Here is a 21557-nt window from a genome sequence, read left to right on the forward strand (position 1 = left end):
GGAGCGAGCTTGCTCCGGGCGGCGTTCCGACGATGAACTCAAGAACACCGCGTTTAGCCAGTAAACACGCGTAATCGTTAACGACCATCGCGAGCAAGCTCGCTCCTACAGGAAGGTCGGACGCTAGACAACATCCACCCCGACATGAATCGCATCATGTCGCCAGAACTCCAGGTCGCAGTCGATCAGGCGTTCATGCTGGTCATAGTTGACGCGGGCAATCCGTAAGCCCGGGCTCCCCGCCGACACCTTCAGCGCCGCTGCCGCATCCACCGACAACGCCGTGGGCACAATCTCGAAGCGCACCCGCCCATAGTGCAAATCGTAATGCCGCGCATACAACTCGGTGATCGACTGATTCAAGTCGAAATCGAGGATTCCCGGAAAGTATTGCGGGTTCAGATAGTGCTCCACATACAGCACCAGCCGCCCGTCGATCCGCCGAGAGCGGCAGATCTGGATCACGCTCGACAGCGCCGGCAATTGCAGCCAGGCACACACCGCCGCCGACGCCGGTTGCAACCGCGCCGAAATCACCTCTGTGGACGGCACTCGCCCCTGGGCACTGACCATCGCGTGAAAGTGGCTGCGCTGCATCAGGTTGTACGCCAGGCGTGGCGGCGAGACGAACCAGCCGCGACGCTCCTCGCGATAAATCTGCCCCTGCGACTCCAGCTGCAACAACGCCTCACGCAAAGTGATCCGCGTGGTGCCGAACAATTCACTGAGTTTGCGCTCGGCCGGCAATTTGCTGCCCGGCGCCAACAGGCCGTGGTCGATCTGCTCCTGAAGCACCTGGCCGATGGCTGTTACCGCTTTTGTTGCCTCGTCACGCATCAATGTTTCCTATCTGGACTAGACCAGCACCAATTCAGGGCAGAACCGCCGCGCAAACCGGCTCATTCAATAGTCTGCAAGCGTAGGCAGCGTAGATGACCGCGATGTGACAACGCTGCCCAACGGTCGCCATTCTGCGAACTCGAAAACCTGCAATTCATCGGCCAAGTCCCTTGCCAGCCGAGGCCTTGACCATGGTCTACGCTTATCTGGCCAGTCGCGATACCGCTGAACAAAAAGTCCCCCAGGGCGACGAGCGACATCAAAGTGTCATCCAGCCCACTTAAATTGGCTCAGGTATTGCTGACCTAGACCAACACAAACCGCAATCGCAGCGTTGAACACGACCCAAGGAGCTTCGGAATGAAAAAGCTTTTCCTGGCATCACTGTTAGGCTCGACCATCGCAATGTGCACTGCCGCCATGGCGGCCGATGATTTGAAAACCCTGGAAGCCGCCGCGAAAGCGGAAGGCGCCGTCAACAGTGTCGGCATGCCCGATGACTGGGCCAACTGGGCCGGCACCTGGAAAGACCTGAGCGACAAGTACGGCCTCAAGCACATCGACACCGACATGAGTTCGGCCCAGGAGATCGCCAAGTTCGCCGCGGAGAAAGACAACGCCAGCGCCGACATCGGCGACGTCGGTGCAGCGTTCGGCCCGATCGCAGTCAAGCAAGGCGTGGTCCAGCCCTACAAGCCTTCCACCTGGGATCAAGTGCCAGCCTGGGCCAAGGACAAGGACGGTAACTGGGCACTGGCCTACACCGGCACCATCGCTTTCATCGTCAACAAGAAGTTGCTGCACGGCTCCGAAGCCCCGACCAAATGGGCTGACCTCAAGAGCGGCAAATACAAGGTGTCCATCGGTGACGTGAGCACCGCGGCCCAGGCAGCCAACGGCGTACTGGCCGCGGCACTGGCCAACGGTGGCGACGAGAAAAACCTGCAGCCTGCCCTGCTGCTGTTCGCCGACATCGCCAAGCAAGGTCGCCTGTCGATGTCCAACCCGACGATTGCCACCATGGAAAAAGGTGAAATCGAAGTCGGCGTGGTCTGGGACTTCAACGGCCTGAGCTACAAGGCCAAGATGGCCAACCCGGATGACTACGTAGTGCTGATCCCGTCCGACGGCTCGGTGATTTCCGGTTACACCACCATCATCAACAAGTACGCAAAAAACCCGAACGCCGCCAAGCTGACCCGCGAATACATCTTCAGCGACGCCGGCCAGATCAACCTGGCCAAGGGCAACGCCCGTCCGATCCGTGCCGAGCACATCACACTGCCAGCCGACGTGAAGGCCAAGCTGCTGCCTAACGAGCAGTACAAGAAAGTGACGCCGATCAAAGACGCGGATGCGTGGGAAAAGACCTCCAAGGCCCTTCCTCAGAAATGGCAGGAAGAAGTCATCATCAATATGCAATAACCGGGAAGATCCCCATTTCGGGATCTGATGGCGATCCAAATGTGGGAGCGGGCTTGCTCGCGAAAGCGGACTGACATCCAGCATCGATGTCGACTGACACACCGCTTTCGCGAGCAAGCCCGCTCCCACAGTGGATCGAATGAGCTTCGAATATCTGTTACACGGAGTTTTTGCCCCTATGAAGCACAACGTCATCCTTGTGGTGCTCGACGGCCTCAACTACGAGGTCGCCCGTCACGCCATGGGGCACCTGCAGGCGTACGTCGGTGCAGGACGTGCGGCACTCTACAAACTGGAGTGCGAGTTGCCGGCCCTGTCCCGCCCGCTGTACGAATGCATCCTGACTGGCGTTGCGCCCATCGACAGCGGCATCGTCCACAACAACGTTTCGCGCCTGTCCAACCAGCGCAGCATCTATCACTACGCCACCGACGCAGGTCTAGTCACCGCCGCGGCGGCCTATCACTGGGTCAGCGAACTGTATAACCGTTCGCCCTTCGTGGCGGCACGGGACCGCCACACCGATGACCCGCAACTGCCGATCCAGCATGGGCATTTCTACTGGAACGACCACTACCCCGATTCGCACCTGTTCGCCGACGCCGAAAACCTGCGCCAGCGCCATGCACCGCACTTTTTGCTGATCCACCCGATGAACATCGACGACGCGGGGCACAAGCACGGCCTCGACACCCCGCAGTACCGCAACAGCGCGCGCTCGGCCGACATCATCCTGGCCGACTACCTGCAAGGCTGGCTCGATGCCGGTTATCAGGTGCTGGTCACCGCCGACCACGGCATGAACAACGACCGCTCCCACAACGGCCTGTTGCCGGAAGAACGTGAGGTGCCGTTGTTCGTTCTCGGCGATGCGTTCAGCTTCGACGCCGGCGCAACGCCGAAACAGACCGAGATCTGCGGCACCGTCTGCGAGTTGCTGGGCGCGCCCCACGACAAACCGGTCTGCCGGGAGCTGCTCAAGTGAATGCCATGACCCGCAGTAAATGGCTGGCCGCCTTATGCCTGGTCCCGTTCGCACTGTTCTTCATCGTGTTCGAGATCGCACCGCTGACCTGGGTGATGATCAACAGCCTGCAATCGGAAGAATTCGGCTGGGGCCTGGCCAACTTCAGCAAAATCTTCAGTTCGAAGTTTTACCTGCAGGCGATCCAGTACAGCCTTGAGATCAGCTTCTGGTCCAGCGTGTTCGGGATCATCATCGCGATACTGGGCGCCTACTCCCTGCGCCGGGTCGATTCGAAACTGCGCAATTTTGTCAACGCCTTCGCCAACATGACCAGCAACTTCGCCGGCGTGCCCCTGGCCTTTGCGTTCATCATTTTGCTCGGTTTCAATGGCAGCTTCACCATCATGCTCAAGCAGGCCGGCATCATTCAGGATTTCAACCTGTACTCGAAAACCGGGCTGATCATTCTCTACACCTACTTCCAGATTCCCCTCGGCGTGCTGCTGCTGTACCCGGCCTTCGATGCGCTGCGCGAAGACTGGCGTGAGTCCGCTGCGCTACTGGGCGCCGACGGTTGGCAGTACTGGCGGCACATCGGATTGCCTGTGTTGACGCCGGCACTGCTGGGCACCTTCGTGATCCTGCTGGCCAACGCCCTCGGTGCCTACGCCACGGTGTACGCCCTGACCACCGGCAACTTCAACGTGCTGCCGATTCGCATTGCGGCGATGGTGTCCGGTGACATTTCCCTGGACCCGAACCTGGCCAGCGCCCTGGCCGTGGTACTGGTGGCCTTGATGACCCTGGTGACCATCGTGCATCAGTTGCTGTTGAAGAGGAGCTACCATGTCTCGCGCTGAACTGGGGCCTGCCGATGTCTACCACCGCGTCGTGGTTTACCTGTTGTTTGCCATCCTGCTGTTGCCGCTGGCCGGCACGCTGGTCTACTCGATCGCCAGCAGTTGGTCGGCAACCATTCTGCCCAGCGGTTTCACCCTCAAGTGGTACATCCAGCTGTGGAGCGATCCGCGCTTCCTGCATGCGTTCGGGCAATCGCTGCTGGTCTGCGTCGGCTCACTGATTCTTTCCGTGGTGCTGATCCTGCCGTTGCTGTTCGTGGTGCATTACCACTTCCCGAAACTCGATGCGCTGATGAACATCCTGATCCTGCTGCCCTTCGCCGTGCCACCGGTGGTGTCGTCGGTGGGGCTGCTGCAGCTCTATGGTTCCGGGCCGTTCGCCATGGTCGGTACACCCTGGATCCTGATCGGTTGCTACTTCACCGTGGCGCTGCCGTTCATGTACCGGGCGATCACCAACAACCTGCAAGCGATCAACCTGCGCGACCTGATGGACGCCGCCCAGTTGCTCGGCGCCAGCACCTGGCAAGCCGCCCTCCTGGTGGTGCTGCCGAACCTGCGCAAGGGCCTGATGGTGGCGCTGCTGCTGTCGTTCTCGTTCCTGTTCGGTGAGTTCGTGTTCGCCAACATCCTCGTCGGCACCCGCTACGAAACCCTGCAGGTCTACCTCAACAACATGCGCAACAGCAGCGGTCATTTCACCAGTGCGCTGGTGATTTCCTACTTCTTCTTTGTGCTGGTTCTGACCTGGATTGCCAATATCTTGAACAGGGACAAAAGCGAATGAGCTATGTCAGCGTCCAACATCTTCAGAAAAGCTTCGCCGGCACCACGGTGTTCAGCGACATCAATTGCGAAATCCAGAAAGGTGAGTTCGTCACCCTGCTCGGCCCGTCCGGTTGCGGCAAATCCACCCTGCTGCGCTGCATCGCCGGCCTGACTTCGGTGGATGGCGGAAAAATCCTGCTCGATGGTGCCGATATCGTGCCGGTGAGCCCGCAGAAACGCGGGATCGGCATGGTGTTCCAGAGCTATGCGCTGTTCCCCAACATGACCGTGGAGCAAAACGTCGCCTTCGGTCTGCGCATGCAAAAGGTCAATGCCGATGACAGCCAGAAACGTGTCGCCGAAGTACTGAAACTGGTGGAGTTGCAAGACTTCGCCGCACGCTATCCACATCAGCTGTCCGGTGGCCAATGCCAGCGCGTCGCCCTCGCCCGCTCGCTGGTGACCCGGCCACGCCTGTTGCTGCTGGACGAACCGCTGTCGGCGCTGGATGCGCGCATTCGCAAGCACCTGCGCGAACAGATCCGTCAGATCCAGCGCGAACTGGGCCTGACCACGATTTTCGTCACACACGATCAGGAAGAAGCCCTGACCATGTCTGACCGGATTTTCCTGATGAATCAGGGAAAAATCGTACAAAGCGGCGACGCCGAAACCCTCTACACTGCGCCGGTGGATGTGTTCGCTGCCGGTTTCATCGGCAACTACAACCTGCTGGACGCCGACAGCGCCTCGAAGCTGCTGCAGCGGCCAATCAACAAGCGCATCGCCATTCGCCCGGAAGCCATCGAACTGAGCCTCAACGGTGAACTGGACGCGCAGGTGCGCAGCCATAGCCTGTTGGGCAACGTAATCCGCTACCGGGTCGAAGCCCGGGGCGTGGAACTGGTGGTGGATGTGCTGAACCGCTCGGCGGCCGACCTGCATCCCGATGGTCAGCGCCTGGCGCTTTCCATCGATCCGACGGCCCTGTGTGAGGTAGCCTGATGCCTTTGCTTATGCTGAAGAGAGAACTGCACTGATGGCCCTGGCAATTTTTGATCTGGACGAAACCCTGATCCACGGCGACTGCGCCACCCTTTGGAGCGAGCAGATGGGCCGCCTGGGCTGGGTCGACCCCGAGTCGTTCATGCGACAGAACAACGAGCTGATGGATGCCTACAGCCACGGCAAATTGCGCATGGAAGATTTCATGACCTTCAGCCTGGAGCCGATGATCGGCCGCACGCCACAAGAGGTCGAGCATCTGGTTGGCCCGTGGGTGGAAGACTACATCGAGCCGATCATATTCAGTGACGCCACCAAAGCCATCGCGGCACACCGCAAGGCCGGCGACCGGATTCTGGTGATCTCGGCCTCGGGCACTCACCTGGTCGGCCCCATCGCCGAACGCCTGGGGATCGACGAGATTCTGGGCATCGAACTGGAAGTGGCTCAGGGCGTTTACACCGGCCATACCGTGGGCACCCTGACCTACCGCGAAGGCAAGATCACCCGCTTGCTGGAGTGGCTGGATGCGGAAGAGGAAAACCTCGAAGGCGCGAGTTTCTATTCCGACTCTCGCAATGACCTGCCGCTGTTGCTGAAGGTGGATTTCCCGCATGTGGTCAATCCGGATCCGGTGTTGCGCGAGCAGGCCGAAAAGGCCGGTTGGCCGATCCACGACTGGAAATAACCACGTACCTGTAGGAGCTGGCTTGCCAGCGATGAACGATAACGCGGTCGACAGGCTGACCGCGTCGCTTGAATCGCTGGCAAGCCAGCTCCTACAGGTCAGCTCAAGCTTTCATCAATCACCAACACCACCTTCCCCGCCACGGTATTGCTCGCCAACTCGGCAAACGCTGCCTCGGCATCCTTGATCGGGAATGTCCTGGCCAGTTGCGCACTCAAGCGCCCCTCGGCGAACAACGGCCACACGTGCAGGCCCAGATCACTGAACAGATCTGCCTTGAACTGATCATCCCGGCTGCGCAGGGTCGAGCCCAGCAACTGCACGCGCTTGGCCAGCACCTGGGCCAGATCCAGCTTGGCCTCGCGCCCGCCCATCAGGCCGATCAACACCCAGCGACCATCCTGAGCCAGCAACTTCAGGTTCAAGGCCGCGTAACTGCCACCCACAGGGTCGAGAATCACGTCGAACGGACCCAGATCCCGCAAGCTCTCCAGATCACCGTTACGCACCACGCCGCCCTGGGCACCCAGCGCTTCGCAGTACGCCAGTCGCTCGGCAGAGCCGACGCTGACCCAGCACGGGTTACCGAAGGCCTTGCACAGCTGAATGGCCGCTGAACCAATGCCACTTGCTCCGGCATGCAGCAGAACCTTCTGTCCCGGCTTGAGCGCAGCCAGTTGAAACACATTCAGCCAGACTGTTGCATAAACTTCAGGCAATGCCGCCGCTTCGACCAGTGACATTCCGTCGGGAACCGGCAATACATGCCGCCCGTCGACAACCACCTCTTCGGCCATCCCGCCCCCGGCCAGCAAGGCGCAAACCCGATCGCCCACCTGCCAGGAGGAGCCGGCGCCAACCTCGCTGATGACCCCCGAGCACTCTAGACCAAGCACCTGGCTGGCCCCTGGCGGCGGCGGATATAGACCGGCCTTCTGCAACAAATCGGCGCGATTGAGGCCCGCTGCCGCCACTCGAATACGAACTTGCCCTACATCGCATGCAGGACTGGGTTCATCAACCCATACCACTTGACCGTCAACGCCTTGCAATGCTTTCACAGTGCCTCCATAGTGAGTCTGGACTGAGCCCGAAGCTATAGCGCCGGGCTTTTTGCATTATGCGACCGGCTCCCAAAGAGCCGGCGACTTCAAAGACGGCCTAATATGCGTTATCAATTGTCCCCGCGTCGAATCAGCATGAAGCATCTGTTCCCCAGCACTGCCCTCGCCTTATTCATCGGTATCGGCTTGCTGCCGATGTCGAGCAATACATTCGCAGCCAATAGCTGGGACAAGCTTCAGCCCGATCGTGACGAAGTGATCGCCAGTCTGAACGTCGTGGAATTGCTCAAACGCCACCACTACAGCAAGCCGCCACTCGATGACGCGCGCTCGGTGATCATCTACGACAGCTACCTCAAGCTGCTGGATCCATCGCGCAGCTATTTCATGGCCAGCGACATTGCCGAATTCGACAAGTGGAAGACGCAGTTCGACGACTTCCTCAAGAGCGGCGACCTGAACGCCGGGTTCACCATCTACAAGCGCTACCTGGACCGCGTAAAGGCGCGTCTGGACTTTGCCCTTGCCGAGCTGAACAAGGGCGTCGACAAGATTGACTTCAATACCAAGGAAACCCTGCTGATCGACCGCAAGGACGCCCCTTGGCTCAAATCCACCGCGGAACTCGACGACCTGTGGCGCAAACGCGTCAAGGACGAGGTCCTGCGCCAGAAGATCGCCGGCAAGGATTCCAAGCAGATCCAGGAAACCCTGACCAAGCGCTACAAGAACCAGCTGGCGCGCCTGGACCAGACCCGTGCGGAAGACATCTTCCAGGCGTACATCAATACCTTCGCCATGTCCTACGACCCGCACACCAACTATCTGTCGCCGGATAACGCGGAGAACTTCGACATCAACATGAGCCTGTCCCTCGAGGGCATCGGCGCCGTGTTGCAGAGCGATAACGACCAGGTGAAAGTCGTGCGCCTGGTGCCGGCAGGTCCGGCAGACAAGACCAAGCAGGTTGCACCGGCCGACAAGATCATCGGCGTTGCCCAGGGCAACAAGGAAATGGTCGACGTGGTGGGCTGGCGCCTGGACGAAGTGGTCAAGCTGATCCGTGGTCCGAAAGGCACCGTGGTGCGCCTGGAAGTGATCCCGGCCAGCAATGCGCCGAACGACCAGACTACCAAGATCGTGCCGATCACCCGTGAAGCGGTGAAGCTCGAAGACCAGGCCGTGAAGAAATCGGTCTTGAACCTCAAGCAGGACGGCAAGGACTACAAGCTCGGCGTCATCGAGATCCCGGCGTTCTATCTGGACTTCAAGGCCTTCCGTGCCGGCGACCCGGATTACAAGAGCACCACCCGCGACGTCAAGAAACTGCTGACTGAACTGCAGAAAGACAAAGTCGACGGTGTGGTCATCGACCTGCGCAACAACGGCGGCGGCTCCTTGCAGGAAGCCACCGAGCTGACCAGCCTGTTCATCGACAAAGGCCCGACCGTGCTCGTGCGTAACGCCGATGGCCGTGTAGACGTGCTGGAAGATGAAAACCCGGGCGCGTTCTACAAAGGCCCGATGGCGTTGCTGGTCAACCGCCTGTCCGCCTCGGCTTCGGAGATTTTTGCCGGCGCCATGCAGGACTACCACCGCGCACTGATCATCGGCGGCCAGACCTTCGGCAAAGGTACCGTGCAGACCATTCAGCCACTCAATCATGGCGAGCTGAAACTGACCCTGGCCAAGTTCTACCGGGTTTCCGGACAGAGCACCCAGCATCAGGGCGTTCTGCCGGACATCGATTACCCGTCGATCATCGACACCAAGGAAATCGGCGAAAGCGCCCTGCCCGAAGCCATGCCGTGGGACACCATCAAGGCAGCGATCAAGCCGTCGCTGGATCCGTTCAAGCCGTACATTTCGCAGCTCAAGTCCGAGCATGACATACGTACAGCCAAGGATGCGGAGTTCGTGTTCATCCGCGACAAGCTGGCCCTGGCGCAGAAACTGATGGCCGAAAAAACCGTCAGCCTCAATGAAGCCGAGCGTCGTGCCCAGCACGCCGACATCGAAGCCAAACAGCTGACCATGGAAAACATCCGTCGCAAGGCCAAGGGCGAAGAACCGCTCAAAGAGCTGAAGAAAGAAGACGAAGATGCCATCGCGGCCGAGGATGACAAGACCAAACCTGAAGACGATGCCTACCTGAGCGAAACCGGGCGGATTCTGCTGGACTACCTGAAACTCAACACGGCAGTGGCGAAGCACTGAGTGTTAACCAGCAGCTGATGGCAATTTAATGCTAACGCCCTCCAGGGCGTCATCAAACAGTCATCATTCTGTCGTGAAATACGGGACTGGCGTGCTCCTTGTAGAAAGGGACCACGCCAGTCCTTTTTTTATCGCCAGAGATCGCCATGACCACAACCGAACAGCTGAGTGCATTGAGCTCGATCCTGACTCAAGGCGGTTTGCACAGTTTGTTCCAACCGATCATCAGCCTCTCTGAGCGACGCATTCTCGGCTACGAAGCCCTCAGTCGCGGGCCGTCCAACAGCCCTCTGCACTCCCCTGTCGCGCTGTTCGCCGTCGCCCGCCAGGCCGGTCGTTTGAGCGAGCTGGAAATTGCCTGCCGCGAAAGCGCTTGCCGACGCTTCAATGAACAACAGCTGCCCGGCCTGTTGTTCCTCAACGTATCCCCGGAATCCCTGCTCGAAGCGGCCCATCAACCGGGACGCACCCTGCAATTGCTGCAGGACTTCGGCATTGCGCCGAGCCAGGTGGTCATCGAGCTCACGGAACAGACGCCGACGGATGATTTCCAGCTGCTGCAAACCGCCCTGCATCACTATCGGGCGATGGGATTTTCGATTGCGCTGGACGATCTGGGGGCGGGTTATTCGAGTTTGCGCTTGTGGTCTGAGTTACGGCCGGATTACGTGAAAATCGACCGGCATTTCATTGATGGCATTCATCAGGATGCGCTCAAGCGCGAGTTCGTCGGCTCGATCCTGCAAATCGCCAAGGCCTCGAGGGCGCAAGTCATTGCCGAAGGTATCGAGTTACCGGAAGAGCTCACGGTACTGACCGAGATGGGCGTCGATCTGGTCCAGGGCTATCTGCTCTGCCGCCCCCAGGAGCACGCGCCACGGGATGCCCGGGCAATGATGCCCCGCCAGGACAGCACCAGCGTTGTACTGAGCGAAGACGGCAGCGACCTCAGCGCACTGCTCAACGAGCAACCCGCCGTAAACCGGGACACCCCGACCGCCACGGTGCTCGAAGCCTTCCGCCGCCAGGCCAACCTGAACTCGCTGGCGGTCCTGGATGCACAGGGTCAGCCTTGCGGTATCGTCCATCGACATTCGCTCTCCGATGCCCTGCTCAAGCCCTTTGCCACCGATCTGTTCGCCCGCAAACCCATCAGCCGCCTGATGAACGATGACTTCCTCGCCGTCGAGCTGAGTCAGTCGCTGCAACAAGTCAGCCGCCTGATCACAGGCCGTGCCCGCCAGCGCATCGAAGAAGACTTCATCATCACCCTCAATGGCGGCTATCTCGGGCTGGGCCGCGTGATAGACGTACTCAAACTGATCACCGAACTGAAGATCCAGCAAGCCCGCTACGCCAACCCGCTGACCTTGCTGCCCGGCAACGTACCGATCCAGCAATGCCTGACGCGGCTGCTGCAACAGCAACGGGAATCGGTGATCTGCTATGTGGACATCGACAGCTTCAAACCTTTCAACGACATCTACGGCTACGGCCGCGGCGACGAAGTCCTGCTGTGCCTGGCGCAATGCCTGAACGACCGCATCGACCCGTCCCGCGACTTTGTCGGGCATATCGGCGGTGATGATTTCCTGCTGGTGCTCGGCCCGGAAGACTGGCGCAAACGGTTGAACCAGTTGCTCGACGACTTCCAGAGCCAATGCCGGCGCTTCTACCGCAGCGAGCACCTGGAAGCCGGCTGCTTCATCGCACCGAATCGCCAGGGCGTGCGGCAGGAGTTTGCGCTGTTGTCGCTGTCGATCGGCGTGGTGCATCTTCATCCACAGGCCTGTGGACAACTCGATGCGAGCCAGCTGGCGGAAATGGCGTCACAAGCCAAGCACCATGCGAAGAATGTGCAGGGCTATAGCGTGCATGTGATTGATAGCCGGGTGGTGCAGGAACGTGAAGGTGCTTGCCTGATGGGGCAGCGGTGATTGACAGGACGCCTTCGCGGGCAAGCCCGCTCCCACAGAAGAGCAAAGGCAGGTCGGCGTACATCCTCGCTCTTCACCACTCAACAGGCCGAGCGTTAGCTCGCCTGCAGCTCTTGATCTACCCGCCCCATCGGCAGGCTGAGCGGAGGTGTTCATCCGGGGATGGGCGCGCAGCGCCGTTCGACGCAGTCGAACTCATTGCATGTAGGTCGAAGCGAAGCCGACCGGAGGGCAATGCCCCCGGATGAATACCGCAGCGAAGGAACCCCGAGCCTCAGCGAGGGGCCGTACGTTCGGGGCGAGCGTTTTTTGCTTCCTTTTTTAGGCGCTTGTAAAAAAGGGAGTCGCCGTAAGGGCGAAACCATAAGCCGCCGTTACCGAAGAAACGGATATGTACACAGTCAACAAAAGACAAGCCGCCTTGCAGACAGGCGCAGGACAACTCCCCAAATAGCCATCCCCCGGTCAGCCCAGGGTTATAGCTCAGACTCACGAGACGCCAACTCTTGCAACTTGATCGACGCCAACGGATGCCCGGCCTTCGCCGCGATCTCCCAGAATCGCGCCGCTTCAAGGGGATCCGGAGCCTTGCTCGCCGTCCCGGCCAAACAGATCACGCCCACTTGATACGCCGCCTTGCCATCGCCCGCCAACGCCGCCAGGCGCAACAAACGCACGCCCTCCTCACGAGCGCCGAGGCCGACACCACGAAACGTCAGGATGTGCCCATAGAAGCTCTGGGCGCCGACGTCGCCCAGGTTGGCCATGCGTGCAAACTGGCCTTCGAGCCAGCGCCAGCCCTGCGGTTGGCGAACAAACCACGACCAGTGAAACAACCGGCGCGCGAGCCAGTACCCGGCTCGCGCCTTGAGTTGCAAAAACATTCAGGCCTCGGCCGATTCCGGGTATTCGTACTCGAACACCCGCACCACTTCCGAAGCGTGCCAGGACGCGGCGGCAACGCCGTCCGACGGCCCGGAAAAACGCCCGAGGCGCTCGACACACTCAAAGAATCCGGTGCGAGGCAAACGGCTGGCGCCCTGGCTGATCACCAGCGAACTGCGCAATGGCTGCTCCGCCTTGGCGTCCAGAGCCGCCAGATGCTCAAGGGCTGCCGTCAGGGTCTGCATGGCCGGGGTCGGCAGCTGCAAACGTTCCAGCAACGCCCGATACGTCAACAGATGGCGCTGGCGCCGCGCCTGATCCAGTTCGCCCAACAATCCGTCCCAGTGTTGACGACTGATGCGTACACTCACGATTCATCCCTCCACCCTGGCACCGTCAATTCCCAAGCCAGGCTGCGGCGAATCGCGGCGTCGGGCAGACGCTCGCCACTTTCGATCATGGCCAGGTAAGACGGGCTGATGCCTACCGTGCGGGCCAGCGCCTCGATGGCGATGCCCTTCCCCTCGCGCAAACTGCGTAGTTGATCCAGACCCGGAAGAATCGCGTCTGGTGTCGCCGCCTGAGGCTTCGTGGCTTGAGGCGACGCTTGCTCCTTGATGCCCGCTGCTTTCAATAACGCCTGATATTGAGCCCATGGCAGAACCGCATACTCGGGCTCGCCTTCGCGTGTAATTATCTGAATATCCATCACTACCCCGTAGGACAACAACACTTAGCGAGTCGGCACTTTTCCCTAGAAGTGTAATCCTAACAGCGGCCAAGGTCGCGGGGGGCATCAATCTATGAAGTCGTCAAAATCGACTCAGCGTTTTTTCGGGCCTTGCAGTTGAAGTTGCTCGGCGGTATCGGGCAGGCGCTCAACCACCGCGAGCTTCTCCGGGACCTGCCGTTTGCGCCAGGCGCGGAAGGCATTGAGCTCGTCGTCGAGCACTTTCATCAACCATGCCAGGACTGCGATGTCATCGAACATGCCGAACACCGGAATGAAATCCGGGATCGCATCCACCGGGCTGAGGAAGTACATCAGGCCCGCGACAACCGACACCAGCGCCTTGGGGCTGATGGCGCGATACTCGCCCCGCCAGTAGGCCAGGCAGAGTGCCTGCAACAGCTTCAGGTCGTCCTTGATCTTGCCTAGTCGATTGCCCTGGCTTGCGCCTTTACTGGCGACGGCGAACAACAGGGTCGGCAATCGACCGCGTGCCAGCAGACGTCCGGCCAGGGGCAGGAAACGAGCGAAATTCCAGGGTGCTTTCATCATTCCTCCCGTTGAAATGTTATCCACACAAATTGTGGATAACCTTGTGAACAGAGCTGCATTTCATCGCTGTAAGCCCCGTTTTACAAGGCCTGCGTTCAGATCGGGCGTTTTTTACTCATCAAAAAAAACCCATAATTTCATTGACTTGGCGACCTTGTGCGTCTACCGCCGAGACTACTATGCCTAAGACTCCGGCCTAGAGCGTCTGTTCGTTTTGTTTGCCCCTGCCGAACGCCAGATGCAACAACGCCCCGCATGAGCGAGGCGTTGTTGTCGAAGCAGGCGCTGGTTACTTGGCAGCGGCGTCTTCTTTTGCCGGGTCCTTGATGGCCAGCAGTTCCAGGTCGAATACCAGCACCGAGTTGGCCGGAATCGCCGGGCTCGGGCTTTGAGCACCGTAAGCCAGGTCAGCAGGGATGTACAGCTTGTACTTCTCGCCAACGTGCATCAGTTGCAGGCCTTCGACCCAACCCGGGATCACACCGCTGACCGGCAGATCGATCGGGCTGCCACGCTCGACGGAACTGTCGAATACGGTGCCGTTGGTCAACTTGCCGGTGTAGTGAACGGTCACTACGTCAGTCGGCTTTGGCTGAGGGCCATCGGCTTTCTGCACGACTTCGTACTGCAAGCCCGAAGCGGTGGTGGTCACGCCAGGCTTCTTGCCGTTTTCTTCGAGGAATTTCTTGCCGGCAGCGGCCGACTCTTCGCTCATCTTGGCCATGCGCTCTTCGGCACGCTTTTGCAGTGCGGCGAACGCCTCGACCAGCTCTTCGTCCTTGAGCTTCTGCTCTTTCTTGCCGACGGCGTCTTCGATGCCCTGGGCTACAGCTTTGGAATCCAGGTCATCCATGCCTTCCTGAGCCAGGCTCTTGCCCATGTTCAGGCCAATGCCGTAGGAAGCTTTTTGCGCCGGAGTTTTCAGCTCTACGCTGGTCTGCGAATCACAACCCGCGAGTACCAGGCCAACCAGGGCCACCGCCGCCGCCAACCGATGCTGTTTCATGCTATTTCCTTGTTCATGCGCCTAAAGGGCAATCGAGTAAAGCCGCGAGCTTATCAGGCCGCCACGACCAATGGCTACCGGCATGAGAGCCGGAAACAATTGATAAGTTCAGGCGTTTAAACGCTTTTCACAATTGGAGTGATGAAGCTTCTTTCATCTTGTTCCTACAGAGGCTGATTCCTGAACCTGCAATCTGGCGTAATGGCCTCTTGCCGCACCTTGGGTACTCGGGCATAACGGCATGGTAATTCGACAAGGATGTTTATCTTGCGCCTCTTCCTACGCTTGCTGGTTCTCATCGCAGTCCTGCTCGGGCTGGCCCTGGCCGTGGTTCTTTATTACGTCGCCAACCCGAAACTGCCGGCCTGGTCGCCTGCACAACAGGTGCATTACCTGGACCAATGGAGCGCCGTCGACCGAGAGACTTATTACTTCACACCCCAGGGCACCCAGGTCAAAGGCTTGCGCTATGACTGGTTCACGGCCCTCGAACTGCCCTTCTCGCAGCAACGCTTCGCCGCCCCCGAATACCTTGCGCGCTTCGGCTTTCTGGTGGACCCCGGCCAGAAACCGACACCGAACAACCCCGGCAACCTCCCCGCCGGCTTTACCCGGCATCAGAATGCCGGCAGCCCGGACGTGTTTCTGGATATCACCTGTGCGGCCTGCCACACCGGTGAACTGCGCTTCAAGGGGCAAGCCGTGCGTATCGACGGCGGTTCGGCGCAGCATGTCCTGCCGTCCAGCGTTCCTACGCTCAAGGGGGGCAGTTTCGGACAAGCGCTGGTCGCCAGCCTGGTCTCGACCTACTACAACCCGTGGAAATTCGAACGTTTCGCACGCAACGTACTGGGCCAGGACTACGAGACGCGCCACAAGCAACTGCGCAAAGAGTTCAAGGCTTCACTCGATATTTTCCTCAAAGTGGCCTGGAACGACACCCATCGCGGGCTCTATCCAACCGAGGAAGGCCCGGGGCGCACCGATGCCTTCGGACGCATTGCCAACGCCAGCTTCGGGGACGCGATTTCCCCCGACAACTACCGCGTGGCCAATGCTCCGGTCGATTATCCGCAGTTGTGGGACATGTGGACGTTCGAATGGGTGCAGTGGAACGGCTCGGCGAAACAACCGATGGCCCGCAACATCGGCGAGGCGCTGGGCGTCGGCGCCACGCTGAACTTCTTCGACCAGAACGGCCAGCCGCTGATAGGCGATGCCCGCTATCCCTCCAGCGTCCGTGTGCGCGACCTGCACCTGATCGAAGAAACCCTGCAACGACTCTCGCCGCCGGCCTGGCCGGAAGACCTGCTGGGCGCGATCGACAAGCCGCTGGCCGCCAAGGGGCGCACCCTGTTCGCGGAAAACTGCGCGGGCTGCCATGTACCGCGTACCAACCAGGGCGAGGGACGATACGTTCAGCACCTGAAAATGCTCCCGGTGGATGACATCGGCACAGACCCGGGCGCGGCCAACAACATCGCCGACCATCGCTTCGACCTGACAGCACTGCAATGGAAGCAGGCGGAACTGGAAAAACTCGATGTAGAGCCAAAACCCGACGAACCACTGGACCTGAGCAAGGTGTCCGTGGCCACGGGGCTGGCCTATGTCACGGCATTCGTCCGCGACCGCGCCTATCAGGACGCCAGTGTCACCCCGGCCGAGCGCCCGGAAATGGACGGATTCGGCCTGCCAATCGGTGTGCGCGAACTACGTTCGTACAAGGCCCGGCCGTTGGCGGGTGTCTGGGCGACAGCACCGTTTCTGCACAACGGTTCGGTACCGAGCATTTATCAATTGCTGTCGCCGCAGGATGAGCGTGCAACCACGTTCTACAAAGGCACTTTCGAATATGACCCGGGACACCTGGGTTACCGCACCGAAGCCTTTACCAATGGTTTTCTGTTCGACACGCGAATCACCGGCAACCACAACAGTGGTCATGAATTCCGTGCCGGCAAACTCGGCAATGGCGTGATCGGCCGCTGGTTGCAGCCGCAGGAGCGTTGGGCACTGCTGGAATATCTGAAAGTGCTGGACGGCCCGCTGGAAGCGCAATTGCCATGACCACGGACTCAGCCAAAAGGACGCTCTCATGCTGATTACACTCTGGCTGCGCCTGGGCGCCTTCCTCGGCAAGCTGTTGCTGTGGCTGCTGGTTCTCGGCGTTTTGGGCTGGGCATTGGCCACCGCCTGGTTTGCCTGGCAGCAGCGCGGACCGGTCTCGGCGCAGGAGTCGATTGCGGACGATGAAGCCGCGATGACCCGGGACATCATCCAGACCGCCGTGCGCATCGTCGATCAGCACCGCGAAAGCACCCGCTACTTGCGCGATGCCCACGCCAAAGCCCATGGCTGCGTCAAAGCCGAAGTTCAGGTATTGCCGGAACTGGCCAGCGAATTGCGCCAGGGCGTGTTCAGCGAGCCGGGCAAAACCTGGCAAGCGACGATGCGCCTGTCCAATGGCAACGCCTACCCGCAGTTCGACAGCATCCGCGATGCCCGGGGCATGGCGATCAAGCTGCTCGATGTTGCGGGCACACAACTATTGAGCGATCAGGCGGGGCGAAGCGAACAGGACTTTGTGATGTTCAGCCATCCGAATTTCTTTGTAAGTAACGTGGCCGAATACCGTCAGAACGTCGCTGCCCAGGCCGAGGGTAAAAAAATGATGGCGTTCTTTCCGGGGTGGGATCCGCGTTCGTGGCAGGTTCGCCACCTGTTTATTGCCCTGGCGACCTTGTCCCCTGCTCCATCGAGCCCAACCCGGACGACATACTTTTCGGTTTCACCCTACAAATTCGGCGAGGCCAATGCCAAGTTCCGGGTCATGCCCGATCCAGGCAGTTGCCCGACCTACAACCTGCCGGAACAAAACCGCAAGTTGCCGAACTTCCTGCGCAATGCGCTGAACCAACAGTTGTCGACCGACCGGGTACCCGCGTGTTTCGTCTTGCAAATCCAGCGACAGGACGCCAACAAGTACATGCCGATTGAAGACACCAGCATTGAATGGCGCGAAAGCGATGCGCCCTTCGAGACGGTGGCGCAGATCAAGGTGCCGGCGCAGGACTTCGATACACCGGCACTGAACCTGCAATGCGACAACCAGTCATTCAATCCCTGGTTCGGTATCGAGGCACACCGCCCCATCGGCGGAATCAATCGCCTGCGCAAAGCCGTTTATGAAGCTGTCAGCGACTACCGGCACAGCCGCAACGCCGAGCAATAACCGGGCAGACACAAAAAAAGCGATCCCGGGATCGCTTTGAGGAATGGCCAAACGCCAGACAGCAAAAAGCCCGCACAAGGCGGGCTTTCTGTGGTGACCTGGCGTTCAGTGTTCCAGGCTACCGAATATGGCGCAGCGGACGGGACTCGAACCCGCGACCCCCGGCGTGACAGGCCGGTATTCTAACCGACTGAACTACCGCTGCGCGAAACGCTTGAAACGAATGGTGGGTGATGACGGGATCGAACCGCCGACATTCTGCTTGTAAGGCAGACGCTCTCCCAGCTGAGCTAATCACCCTTCGCTTCGTTACGGGACGCATTATGCCACAAGTTTTCGTAAAGTGTTGATTTAATTGAAGTTTTTTTCAAATAAATCCGAAAACCGGTAAAACGACACATCCCGCGGGTACAACGTACAAACTTGAGGCAGAAAAAAACCCGCTATTGCGGGTTTTTCCGTGGTGACCTGGCGTTCAGTGTTCCAGGTTACCGAATATGGCGCAGCGGACGGGACTCGAACCCGCGACCCCCGGCGTGACAGGCCGGTATTCTAACCGACTGAACTACCGCTGCGCTAAACACATGAAACGAATGGTGGGTGATGACGGGATCGAACCGCCGACATTCTGCTTGTAAGGCAGACGCTCTCCCAGCTGAGCTAATCACCCTTCGCTTCGGTGTGGCGCGCATTCTACGGAGCGACCCAACCTCTGGCAAGCACTTTTTTAAATAATTTTCTCAGGCCTTCCAAAGGCTTAGAGAAAGGTTGGCCTATGGCACGGCGAAGACAATAATGCCCCCCTTTGTATAAAGGAGAGACTCACCCCATGTGGTTCAAAAACCTGCTTATCTATCGCCTGACCCAAGATCTGCCTGTTGATGCCGAGGCGTTGGAAACTGCACTGGCCACCAAACTGGCGCGCCCATGTGCAAGCCAGGAGTTGACCACCTACGGTTTCGTCGCGCCGTTTGGCAAAGGCGAAGATGCGCCACTGGTGCACGTCAGCGGTGACTTCCTGCTGGTATCCGCGCGCAAGGAAGAACGTATTTTGCCGGGCAGCGTCGTGCGTGACGCGGTCAAGGAAAAAGTCGAAGAGATCGAAGCCGAGCAAATGCGCAAGGTCTATAAGAAGGAACGCGATCAGATCAAGGATGAAATCATCCAGGCCTTCCTGCCCCGCGCCTTTATCCGCCGCTCGTCGACCTTCGCCGCCATCGCGCCGAAACAGGGCCTGATCCTGGTCAACTCGGCCAGCCCGAAACGCGCCGAAGACTTGCTGTCGACCCTGCGTGAAGTGATCGGCACCCTGCCGGTACGTCCGCTGACCGTGAAAATGTCGCCGACCGCGACCATGACCGAGTGGGTCACCACGCAGAAAGCCGCGGACGATTTCTTTGTGCTGGACGAGTGCGAACTGCGCGACACCCACGAAGACGGCGGCATTGTGCGCTGCAAGCGCCAGGACTTGACCAGCGAAGAAATCCAGCTGCACCTGAGCACCGGCAAAGTGGTCACTCAACTGTCCCTGGCCTGGCAGGACAAACTGTCGTTCGTCCTCGACGACAAGATGGTGGTCAAGCGCCTGAAGTTCGAAGACCTGCTGCAAGACCAGGCGGAACAGGACGGCGGCGACGAAGCCCTGGGCCAACTGGACGCCAGCTTCACCCTGATGATGCTGACCTTTGGCGACTTCCTGCCGGCGCTGGTTGAAGCATTGGGTGGAGAAGAGACGCCGCAAGGGATCTAAGCCCGGTAGTGACTATTGTAGGAGCCGGCTTGCCGGCGAAGCGGTGTGTCAGGCACTCCGAGTTGCCTGAATCGCTGGCAAGCCAGCTCCTACAGAACTGCGTAGCTCTCATAACAAGGATCAAGCCATGCGCGTACTGGCTGCATTGAGTCGTTTTGTCGGCAACACCTTCGCCTACTGGGTACTGATTTTCGCTGTCGTGGCGTTCCTGCAGCCAGCATGGTTCCTCGGCCTCAAAGGCGCTATCGTGCCGCTGCTGGGGCTGGTGATGTTCGGCATGGGCCTGACCCTCAAGCTCGAAGACTTCGCCGAAGTCGCTCGCCATCCCTGGCGCGTGGCCCTGGGCGTGGTTGCCCATTTCGTGATCATGCCCGGCGTGGCGTGGTTGCTCTGCCAGGCGTTCCACTTGCCGCCGGAAATCGCCGTCGGTGTGATTCTGGTCGGCTGCTGCCCAAGCGGCACCTCGTCGAACGTGATGACCTGGCTGGCCCGTGGCGACCTGGCGCTGTCGGTGGCCATCGCCGCCGTCACCACCCTCCTCGCCCCCCTGCTGACGCCGGCGCTGATCTGGCTGCTGGCCTCGGCCTGGTTGCCGGTGTCGTTCATGGAGTTGTTCTGGTCGATCCTGCAAGTGGTGCTGCTGCCGATCGTGCTGGGCGTGGTTGCCCAACGGGTGCTCGGCGACAAGGTTCGCCACGCCGTGGACGTGTTGCCGCTGGTGTCGGTGGTCAGCATAGTGATCATCGTCACGGCAGTGGTGGCCGCCAGCCAGGCGAAGATTGCCGAGTCGGGCCTGTTGATCATGGCCGTGGTCATGCTGCACAACAGCTTTGGCTACCTGCTGGGTTACTTCACCGGGCGCCTGTTCAAGCTGCCTCTGGCCCAGCGCAAGTCCCTGGCCCTGGAAGTCGGCATGCAGAACTCCGGGTTGGGCGCCGCGTTGGCCAGTGCGCACTTCTCGCCGCTGGCGGCCGTGCCCAGTGCATTGTTCAGTGTCTGGCACAACATTTCCGGGGCATTGCTCTCGACGTATTTCCGTCGCATGAGTGAAAAACAGGATCGGGAAATGGCGGCGCAACAGGTCAGCGACTGACTGGGAAACTTGATCCCCGGGTTAATGCTGGGCACTATATTGCCCATCGCGAGGACGACCTCGCGGCTCGATCGAGTCATTAATCAGGGGACGACCCCGTCAGACGATGGAGGTCTTCATGTCCTGGATCATTCTGTTTTTCGCCGGCCTTTTCGAAGTGGGCTGGGCCGTCGGCCTCAAGTACACCGACGGTTTCACCCGCCCGCTCCCCACTGTATTGACCGTTGCGGCCATGGCTATCAGCCTTGGCCTGCTCGGCCTTGCCATGAAGGAGTTGCCGCTGGGCACAGCCTATGCAATCTGGACCGGTGTCGGCGCCGTTGGCACCGTGATCGCCGGGATCATTCTGTTTGGCGAGTCGATGGCGCTGGTGCGGCTGGCGAGTGTGGCGTTGATCATTAGCGGGTTGGTTGGGCTCAAGATCAGCGCTTAGGCCACTGACGCCATCGCGGGCAAGCCCGCTCCCACAGGGCCGGAGGTGAATCACACATTTTGTGTACACCTGCGATTATTGTGGGAGCGGGCTTGCCCGCGA

General features: G+C 59.8%; 20 protein-coding genes and 4 tRNA genes. 13 read left to right on the plus strand and 11 right to left on the minus strand.

What is annotated here, in order from left to right; all coding sequences use genetic code 11:
• Positions 1-123: 123 nt before the first annotated feature.
• Entirely contained in the window at positions 124-837 is a 714-nt protein-coding gene (gene phnR, locus AB7M25_RS21595; RefSeq protein WP_102699330.1) for a phosphonate utilization transcriptional regulator PhnR, read from the minus strand.
• A gap of 363 nt (positions 838-1200) precedes the next feature.
• Here phnR and AB7M25_RS21600 point away from each other — a divergent pair, with 363 nt between their 5' ends.
• The 6 genes from AB7M25_RS21600 to AB7M25_RS21625 all read left to right on the plus strand — a co-directional run bounded on the left by AB7M25_RS21600 (position 1201) and on the right by AB7M25_RS21625 (position 6553).
• Positions 1201-2265, plus strand: a complete 1065-nt coding sequence (locus AB7M25_RS21600; RefSeq protein ID WP_007974957.1) for an ABC transporter substrate-binding protein — start codon at positions 1201-1203, stop codon at positions 2263-2265.
• Positions 2266-2443: 178 nt separating this feature from the next.
• Positions 2444-3250: an alkaline phosphatase family protein gene (locus tag AB7M25_RS21605; RefSeq protein WP_218481540.1), complete on the plus strand. Its 807-nt coding sequence runs from the start codon at positions 2444-2446 to the stop codon at positions 3248-3250.
• Between the two features lie 5 nt (positions 3251-3255).
• On the plus strand, positions 3256-4092 hold the full coding sequence (locus tag AB7M25_RS21610; protein WP_165824810.1) for an ABC transporter permease: 837 nt from the start codon (positions 3256-3258) through the stop codon (positions 4090-4092).
• On the plus strand, positions 4079-4879 hold the full coding sequence (locus AB7M25_RS21615) for an ABC transporter permease (RefSeq protein WP_454237984.1): 801 nt from the start codon (positions 4079-4081) through the stop codon (positions 4877-4879). Before AB7M25_RS21610 ends, AB7M25_RS21615 begins: the two co-directional genes overlap by 14 nt.
• Complete coding sequence (locus AB7M25_RS21620; RefSeq protein ID WP_095964001.1) at positions 4876-5865, plus strand: ABC transporter ATP-binding protein; 990 nt, start codon at positions 4876-4878, stop codon at positions 5863-5865. Before AB7M25_RS21615 ends, AB7M25_RS21620 begins: the two co-directional genes overlap by 4 nt.
• 34 nt (positions 5866-5899) lie before the next feature.
• Positions 5900-6553 carry an HAD family hydrolase gene (locus AB7M25_RS21625; RefSeq protein WP_116582355.1) on the plus strand — a complete coding sequence of 218 codons (654 nt, stop codon included), beginning with the start codon at positions 5900-5902 and terminating at the stop codon, positions 6551-6553.
• A 98-nt stretch (positions 6554-6651) separates the two neighbouring features.
• Here the strand turns inward: AB7M25_RS21625 and AB7M25_RS21630 are convergent, their stop codons facing one another.
• Complete coding sequence (locus tag AB7M25_RS21630; protein ID WP_454237985.1) at positions 6652-7614, minus strand: NAD(P)H-quinone oxidoreductase; 963 nt, start codon at positions 7612-7614, stop codon at positions 6652-6654.
• A gap of 138 nt (positions 7615-7752) precedes the next feature.
• Between AB7M25_RS21630 and AB7M25_RS21635 the strand changes: the two genes are divergently transcribed.
• Positions 7753-9834: a carboxy terminal-processing peptidase gene (locus AB7M25_RS21635; protein WP_167399535.1), complete on the plus strand. Its 2082-nt coding sequence runs from the start codon at positions 7753-7755 to the stop codon at positions 9832-9834.
• 146 nt (positions 9835-9980) lie between these two features.
• Entirely contained in the window at positions 9981-11771 is a 1791-nt protein-coding gene (locus AB7M25_RS21640) for a bifunctional diguanylate cyclase/phosphodiesterase (RefSeq protein WP_454237986.1), read from the plus strand.
• Positions 11772-12247: 476 nt separating this feature from the next.
• On the opposite strand, the gene AB7M25_RS21645 is transcribed toward AB7M25_RS21640, so the two are convergent.
• The 5 genes from AB7M25_RS21645 to AB7M25_RS21665 all read right to left on the minus strand — a co-directional run bounded on the left by AB7M25_RS21645 (position 12248) and on the right by AB7M25_RS21665 (position 14944).
• On the minus strand, positions 12248-12655 hold the full coding sequence (locus AB7M25_RS21645) for an SEL1-like repeat protein (RefSeq protein ID WP_218475209.1): 408 nt from the start codon (positions 12653-12655) through the stop codon (positions 12248-12250).
• Positions 12656-13027: a hypothetical protein gene (locus AB7M25_RS21650; RefSeq protein WP_003223109.1), complete on the minus strand. Its 372-nt coding sequence runs from the start codon at positions 13025-13027 to the stop codon at positions 12656-12658. It lies immediately after the preceding gene.
• Positions 13024-13365, minus strand: coding sequence for a helix-turn-helix domain-containing protein (locus AB7M25_RS21655; RefSeq protein ID WP_007974980.1), 342 nt, complete (start codon positions 13363-13365; stop codon positions 13024-13026). The genes AB7M25_RS21650 and AB7M25_RS21655 overlap by 4 nt, the downstream gene beginning before the upstream one ends.
• A 114-nt stretch (positions 13366-13479) precedes the next feature.
• On the minus strand, positions 13480-13935 hold the full coding sequence (locus tag AB7M25_RS21660) for a YkvA family protein (RefSeq protein ID WP_429381285.1): 456 nt from the start codon (positions 13933-13935) through the stop codon (positions 13480-13482).
• A gap of 292 nt (positions 13936-14227) precedes the next feature.
• Positions 14228-14944 (minus strand): FKBP-type peptidyl-prolyl cis-trans isomerase, encoded by a 717-nt coding sequence (locus AB7M25_RS21665; RefSeq protein WP_007974985.1) that lies wholly within the window; start codon positions 14942-14944, stop codon positions 14228-14230.
• 267 nt (positions 14945-15211) lie between these two features.
• On the opposite strand from AB7M25_RS21665, the gene AB7M25_RS21670 reads away from it, so the two are divergent.
• Positions 15212-17014: a di-heme-cytochrome C peroxidase gene (locus AB7M25_RS21670; protein ID WP_454237987.1), complete on the plus strand. Its 1803-nt coding sequence runs from the start codon at positions 15212-15214 to the stop codon at positions 17012-17014.
• A gap of 28 nt (positions 17015-17042) precedes the next feature.
• Positions 17043-18179, plus strand: a complete 1137-nt coding sequence (locus tag AB7M25_RS21675) for a catalase family protein (RefSeq protein WP_454237988.1) — start codon at positions 17043-17045, stop codon at positions 18177-18179.
• Between the two features lie 128 nt (positions 18180-18307).
• On the opposite strand, the gene AB7M25_RS21680 is transcribed toward AB7M25_RS21675, so the two are convergent.
• The 4 genes from AB7M25_RS21680 to AB7M25_RS21695 form a co-directional block, all read right to left on the minus strand.
• Positions 18308-18384 (minus strand) — tRNA-Asp (locus AB7M25_RS21680).
• 19 nt (positions 18385-18403) lie between these two features.
• Positions 18404-18479, minus strand: a tRNA-Val gene (locus AB7M25_RS21685).
• Between the two features lie 198 nt (positions 18480-18677).
• Positions 18678-18754 (minus strand) — tRNA-Asp (locus AB7M25_RS21690).
• 19 nt (positions 18755-18773) lie between these two features.
• Positions 18774-18849, minus strand: a tRNA-Val gene (locus AB7M25_RS21695).
• Between the two features lie 159 nt (positions 18850-19008).
• On the opposite strand from AB7M25_RS21695, the gene rdgC reads away from it, so the two are divergent.
• The 3 genes from rdgC to sugE all read left to right on the plus strand — a co-directional run bounded on the left by rdgC (position 19009) and on the right by sugE (position 21455).
• Entirely contained in the window at positions 19009-19929 is a 921-nt protein-coding gene (gene rdgC, locus AB7M25_RS21700; protein WP_007969735.1) for a recombination-associated protein RdgC, read from the plus strand.
• Between the two features lie 127 nt (positions 19930-20056).
• Positions 20057-21022 (plus strand): bile acid:sodium symporter family protein, encoded by a 966-nt coding sequence (locus tag AB7M25_RS21705; protein WP_429381279.1) that lies wholly within the window; start codon positions 20057-20059, stop codon positions 21020-21022.
• A 118-nt stretch (positions 21023-21140) separates the two neighbouring features.
• Positions 21141-21455 (plus strand): quaternary ammonium compound efflux SMR transporter SugE, encoded by a 315-nt coding sequence (sugE, locus tag AB7M25_RS21710; RefSeq protein ID WP_429516800.1) that lies wholly within the window; start codon positions 21141-21143, stop codon positions 21453-21455.
• The last annotated feature ends 102 nt before the right edge of the window (positions 21456-21557 follow it).

The sequence above is a fragment of the Pseudomonas sp. AP3_22 TE3818 genome, assembly GCF_053628995.1.

What these genes read in the sequence shown, in the direction of transcription:
- AB7M25_RS21640 (WP_454237986.1), top strand. Translation starts at nt 9,981, where the DNA reads ATGACCACAACCGAACAGCTGAGTGCATTGAGCTCGATCCTGACTCAA.
- AB7M25_RS21660 (WP_429381285.1), bottom strand. Translation starts at nt 13,935, where the DNA reads ATGAAAGCACCCTGGAATTTCGCTCGTTTCCTGCCCCTGGCCGGACGT.
- AB7M25_RS21675 (WP_454237988.1), top strand. Translation starts at nt 17,043, where the DNA reads ATGCTGATTACACTCTGGCTGCGCCTGGGCGCCTTCCTCGGCAAGCTG.
- AB7M25_RS21625 (WP_116582355.1), top strand. Translation starts at nt 5,900, where the DNA reads ATGGCCCTGGCAATTTTTGATCTGGACGAAACCCTGATCCACGGCGAC.
- AB7M25_RS21620 (WP_095964001.1), top strand. Translation starts at nt 4,876, where the DNA reads ATGAGCTATGTCAGCGTCCAACATCTTCAGAAAAGCTTCGCCGGCACC.
- AB7M25_RS21635 (WP_167399535.1), top strand. Translation starts at nt 7,753, where the DNA reads ATGAAGCATCTGTTCCCCAGCACTGCCCTCGCCTTATTCATCGGTATC.
- phnR (WP_102699330.1), bottom strand. Translation starts at nt 837, where the DNA reads ATGCGTGACGAGGCAACAAAAGCGGTAACAGCCATCGGCCAGGTGCTT.
- AB7M25_RS21600 (WP_007974957.1), top strand. Translation starts at nt 1,201, where the DNA reads ATGAAAAAGCTTTTCCTGGCATCACTGTTAGGCTCGACCATCGCAATG.
- AB7M25_RS21610 (WP_165824810.1), top strand. Translation starts at nt 3,256, where the DNA reads ATGACCCGCAGTAAATGGCTGGCCGCCTTATGCCTGGTCCCGTTCGCA.
- rdgC (WP_007969735.1), top strand. Translation starts at nt 19,009, where the DNA reads ATGTGGTTCAAAAACCTGCTTATCTATCGCCTGACCCAAGATCTGCCT.
- AB7M25_RS21605 (WP_218481540.1), top strand. Translation starts at nt 2,444, where the DNA reads ATGAAGCACAACGTCATCCTTGTGGTGCTCGACGGCCTCAACTACGAG.
- AB7M25_RS21615 (WP_454237984.1), top strand. Translation starts at nt 4,079, where the DNA reads ATGTCTCGCGCTGAACTGGGGCCTGCCGATGTCTACCACCGCGTCGTG.
- sugE (WP_429516800.1), top strand. Translation starts at nt 21,141, where the DNA reads ATGTCCTGGATCATTCTGTTTTTCGCCGGCCTTTTCGAAGTGGGCTGG.
- AB7M25_RS21665 (WP_007974985.1), bottom strand. Translation starts at nt 14,944, where the DNA reads ATGAAACAGCATCGGTTGGCGGCGGCGGTGGCCCTGGTTGGCCTGGTA.
- AB7M25_RS21645 (WP_218475209.1), bottom strand. Translation starts at nt 12,655, where the DNA reads ATGTTTTTGCAACTCAAGGCGCGAGCCGGGTACTGGCTCGCGCGCCGG.
- AB7M25_RS21655 (WP_007974980.1), bottom strand. Translation starts at nt 13,365, where the DNA reads ATGGATATTCAGATAATTACACGCGAAGGCGAGCCCGAGTATGCGGTT.
- AB7M25_RS21705 (WP_429381279.1), top strand. Translation starts at nt 20,057, where the DNA reads ATGCGCGTACTGGCTGCATTGAGTCGTTTTGTCGGCAACACCTTCGCC.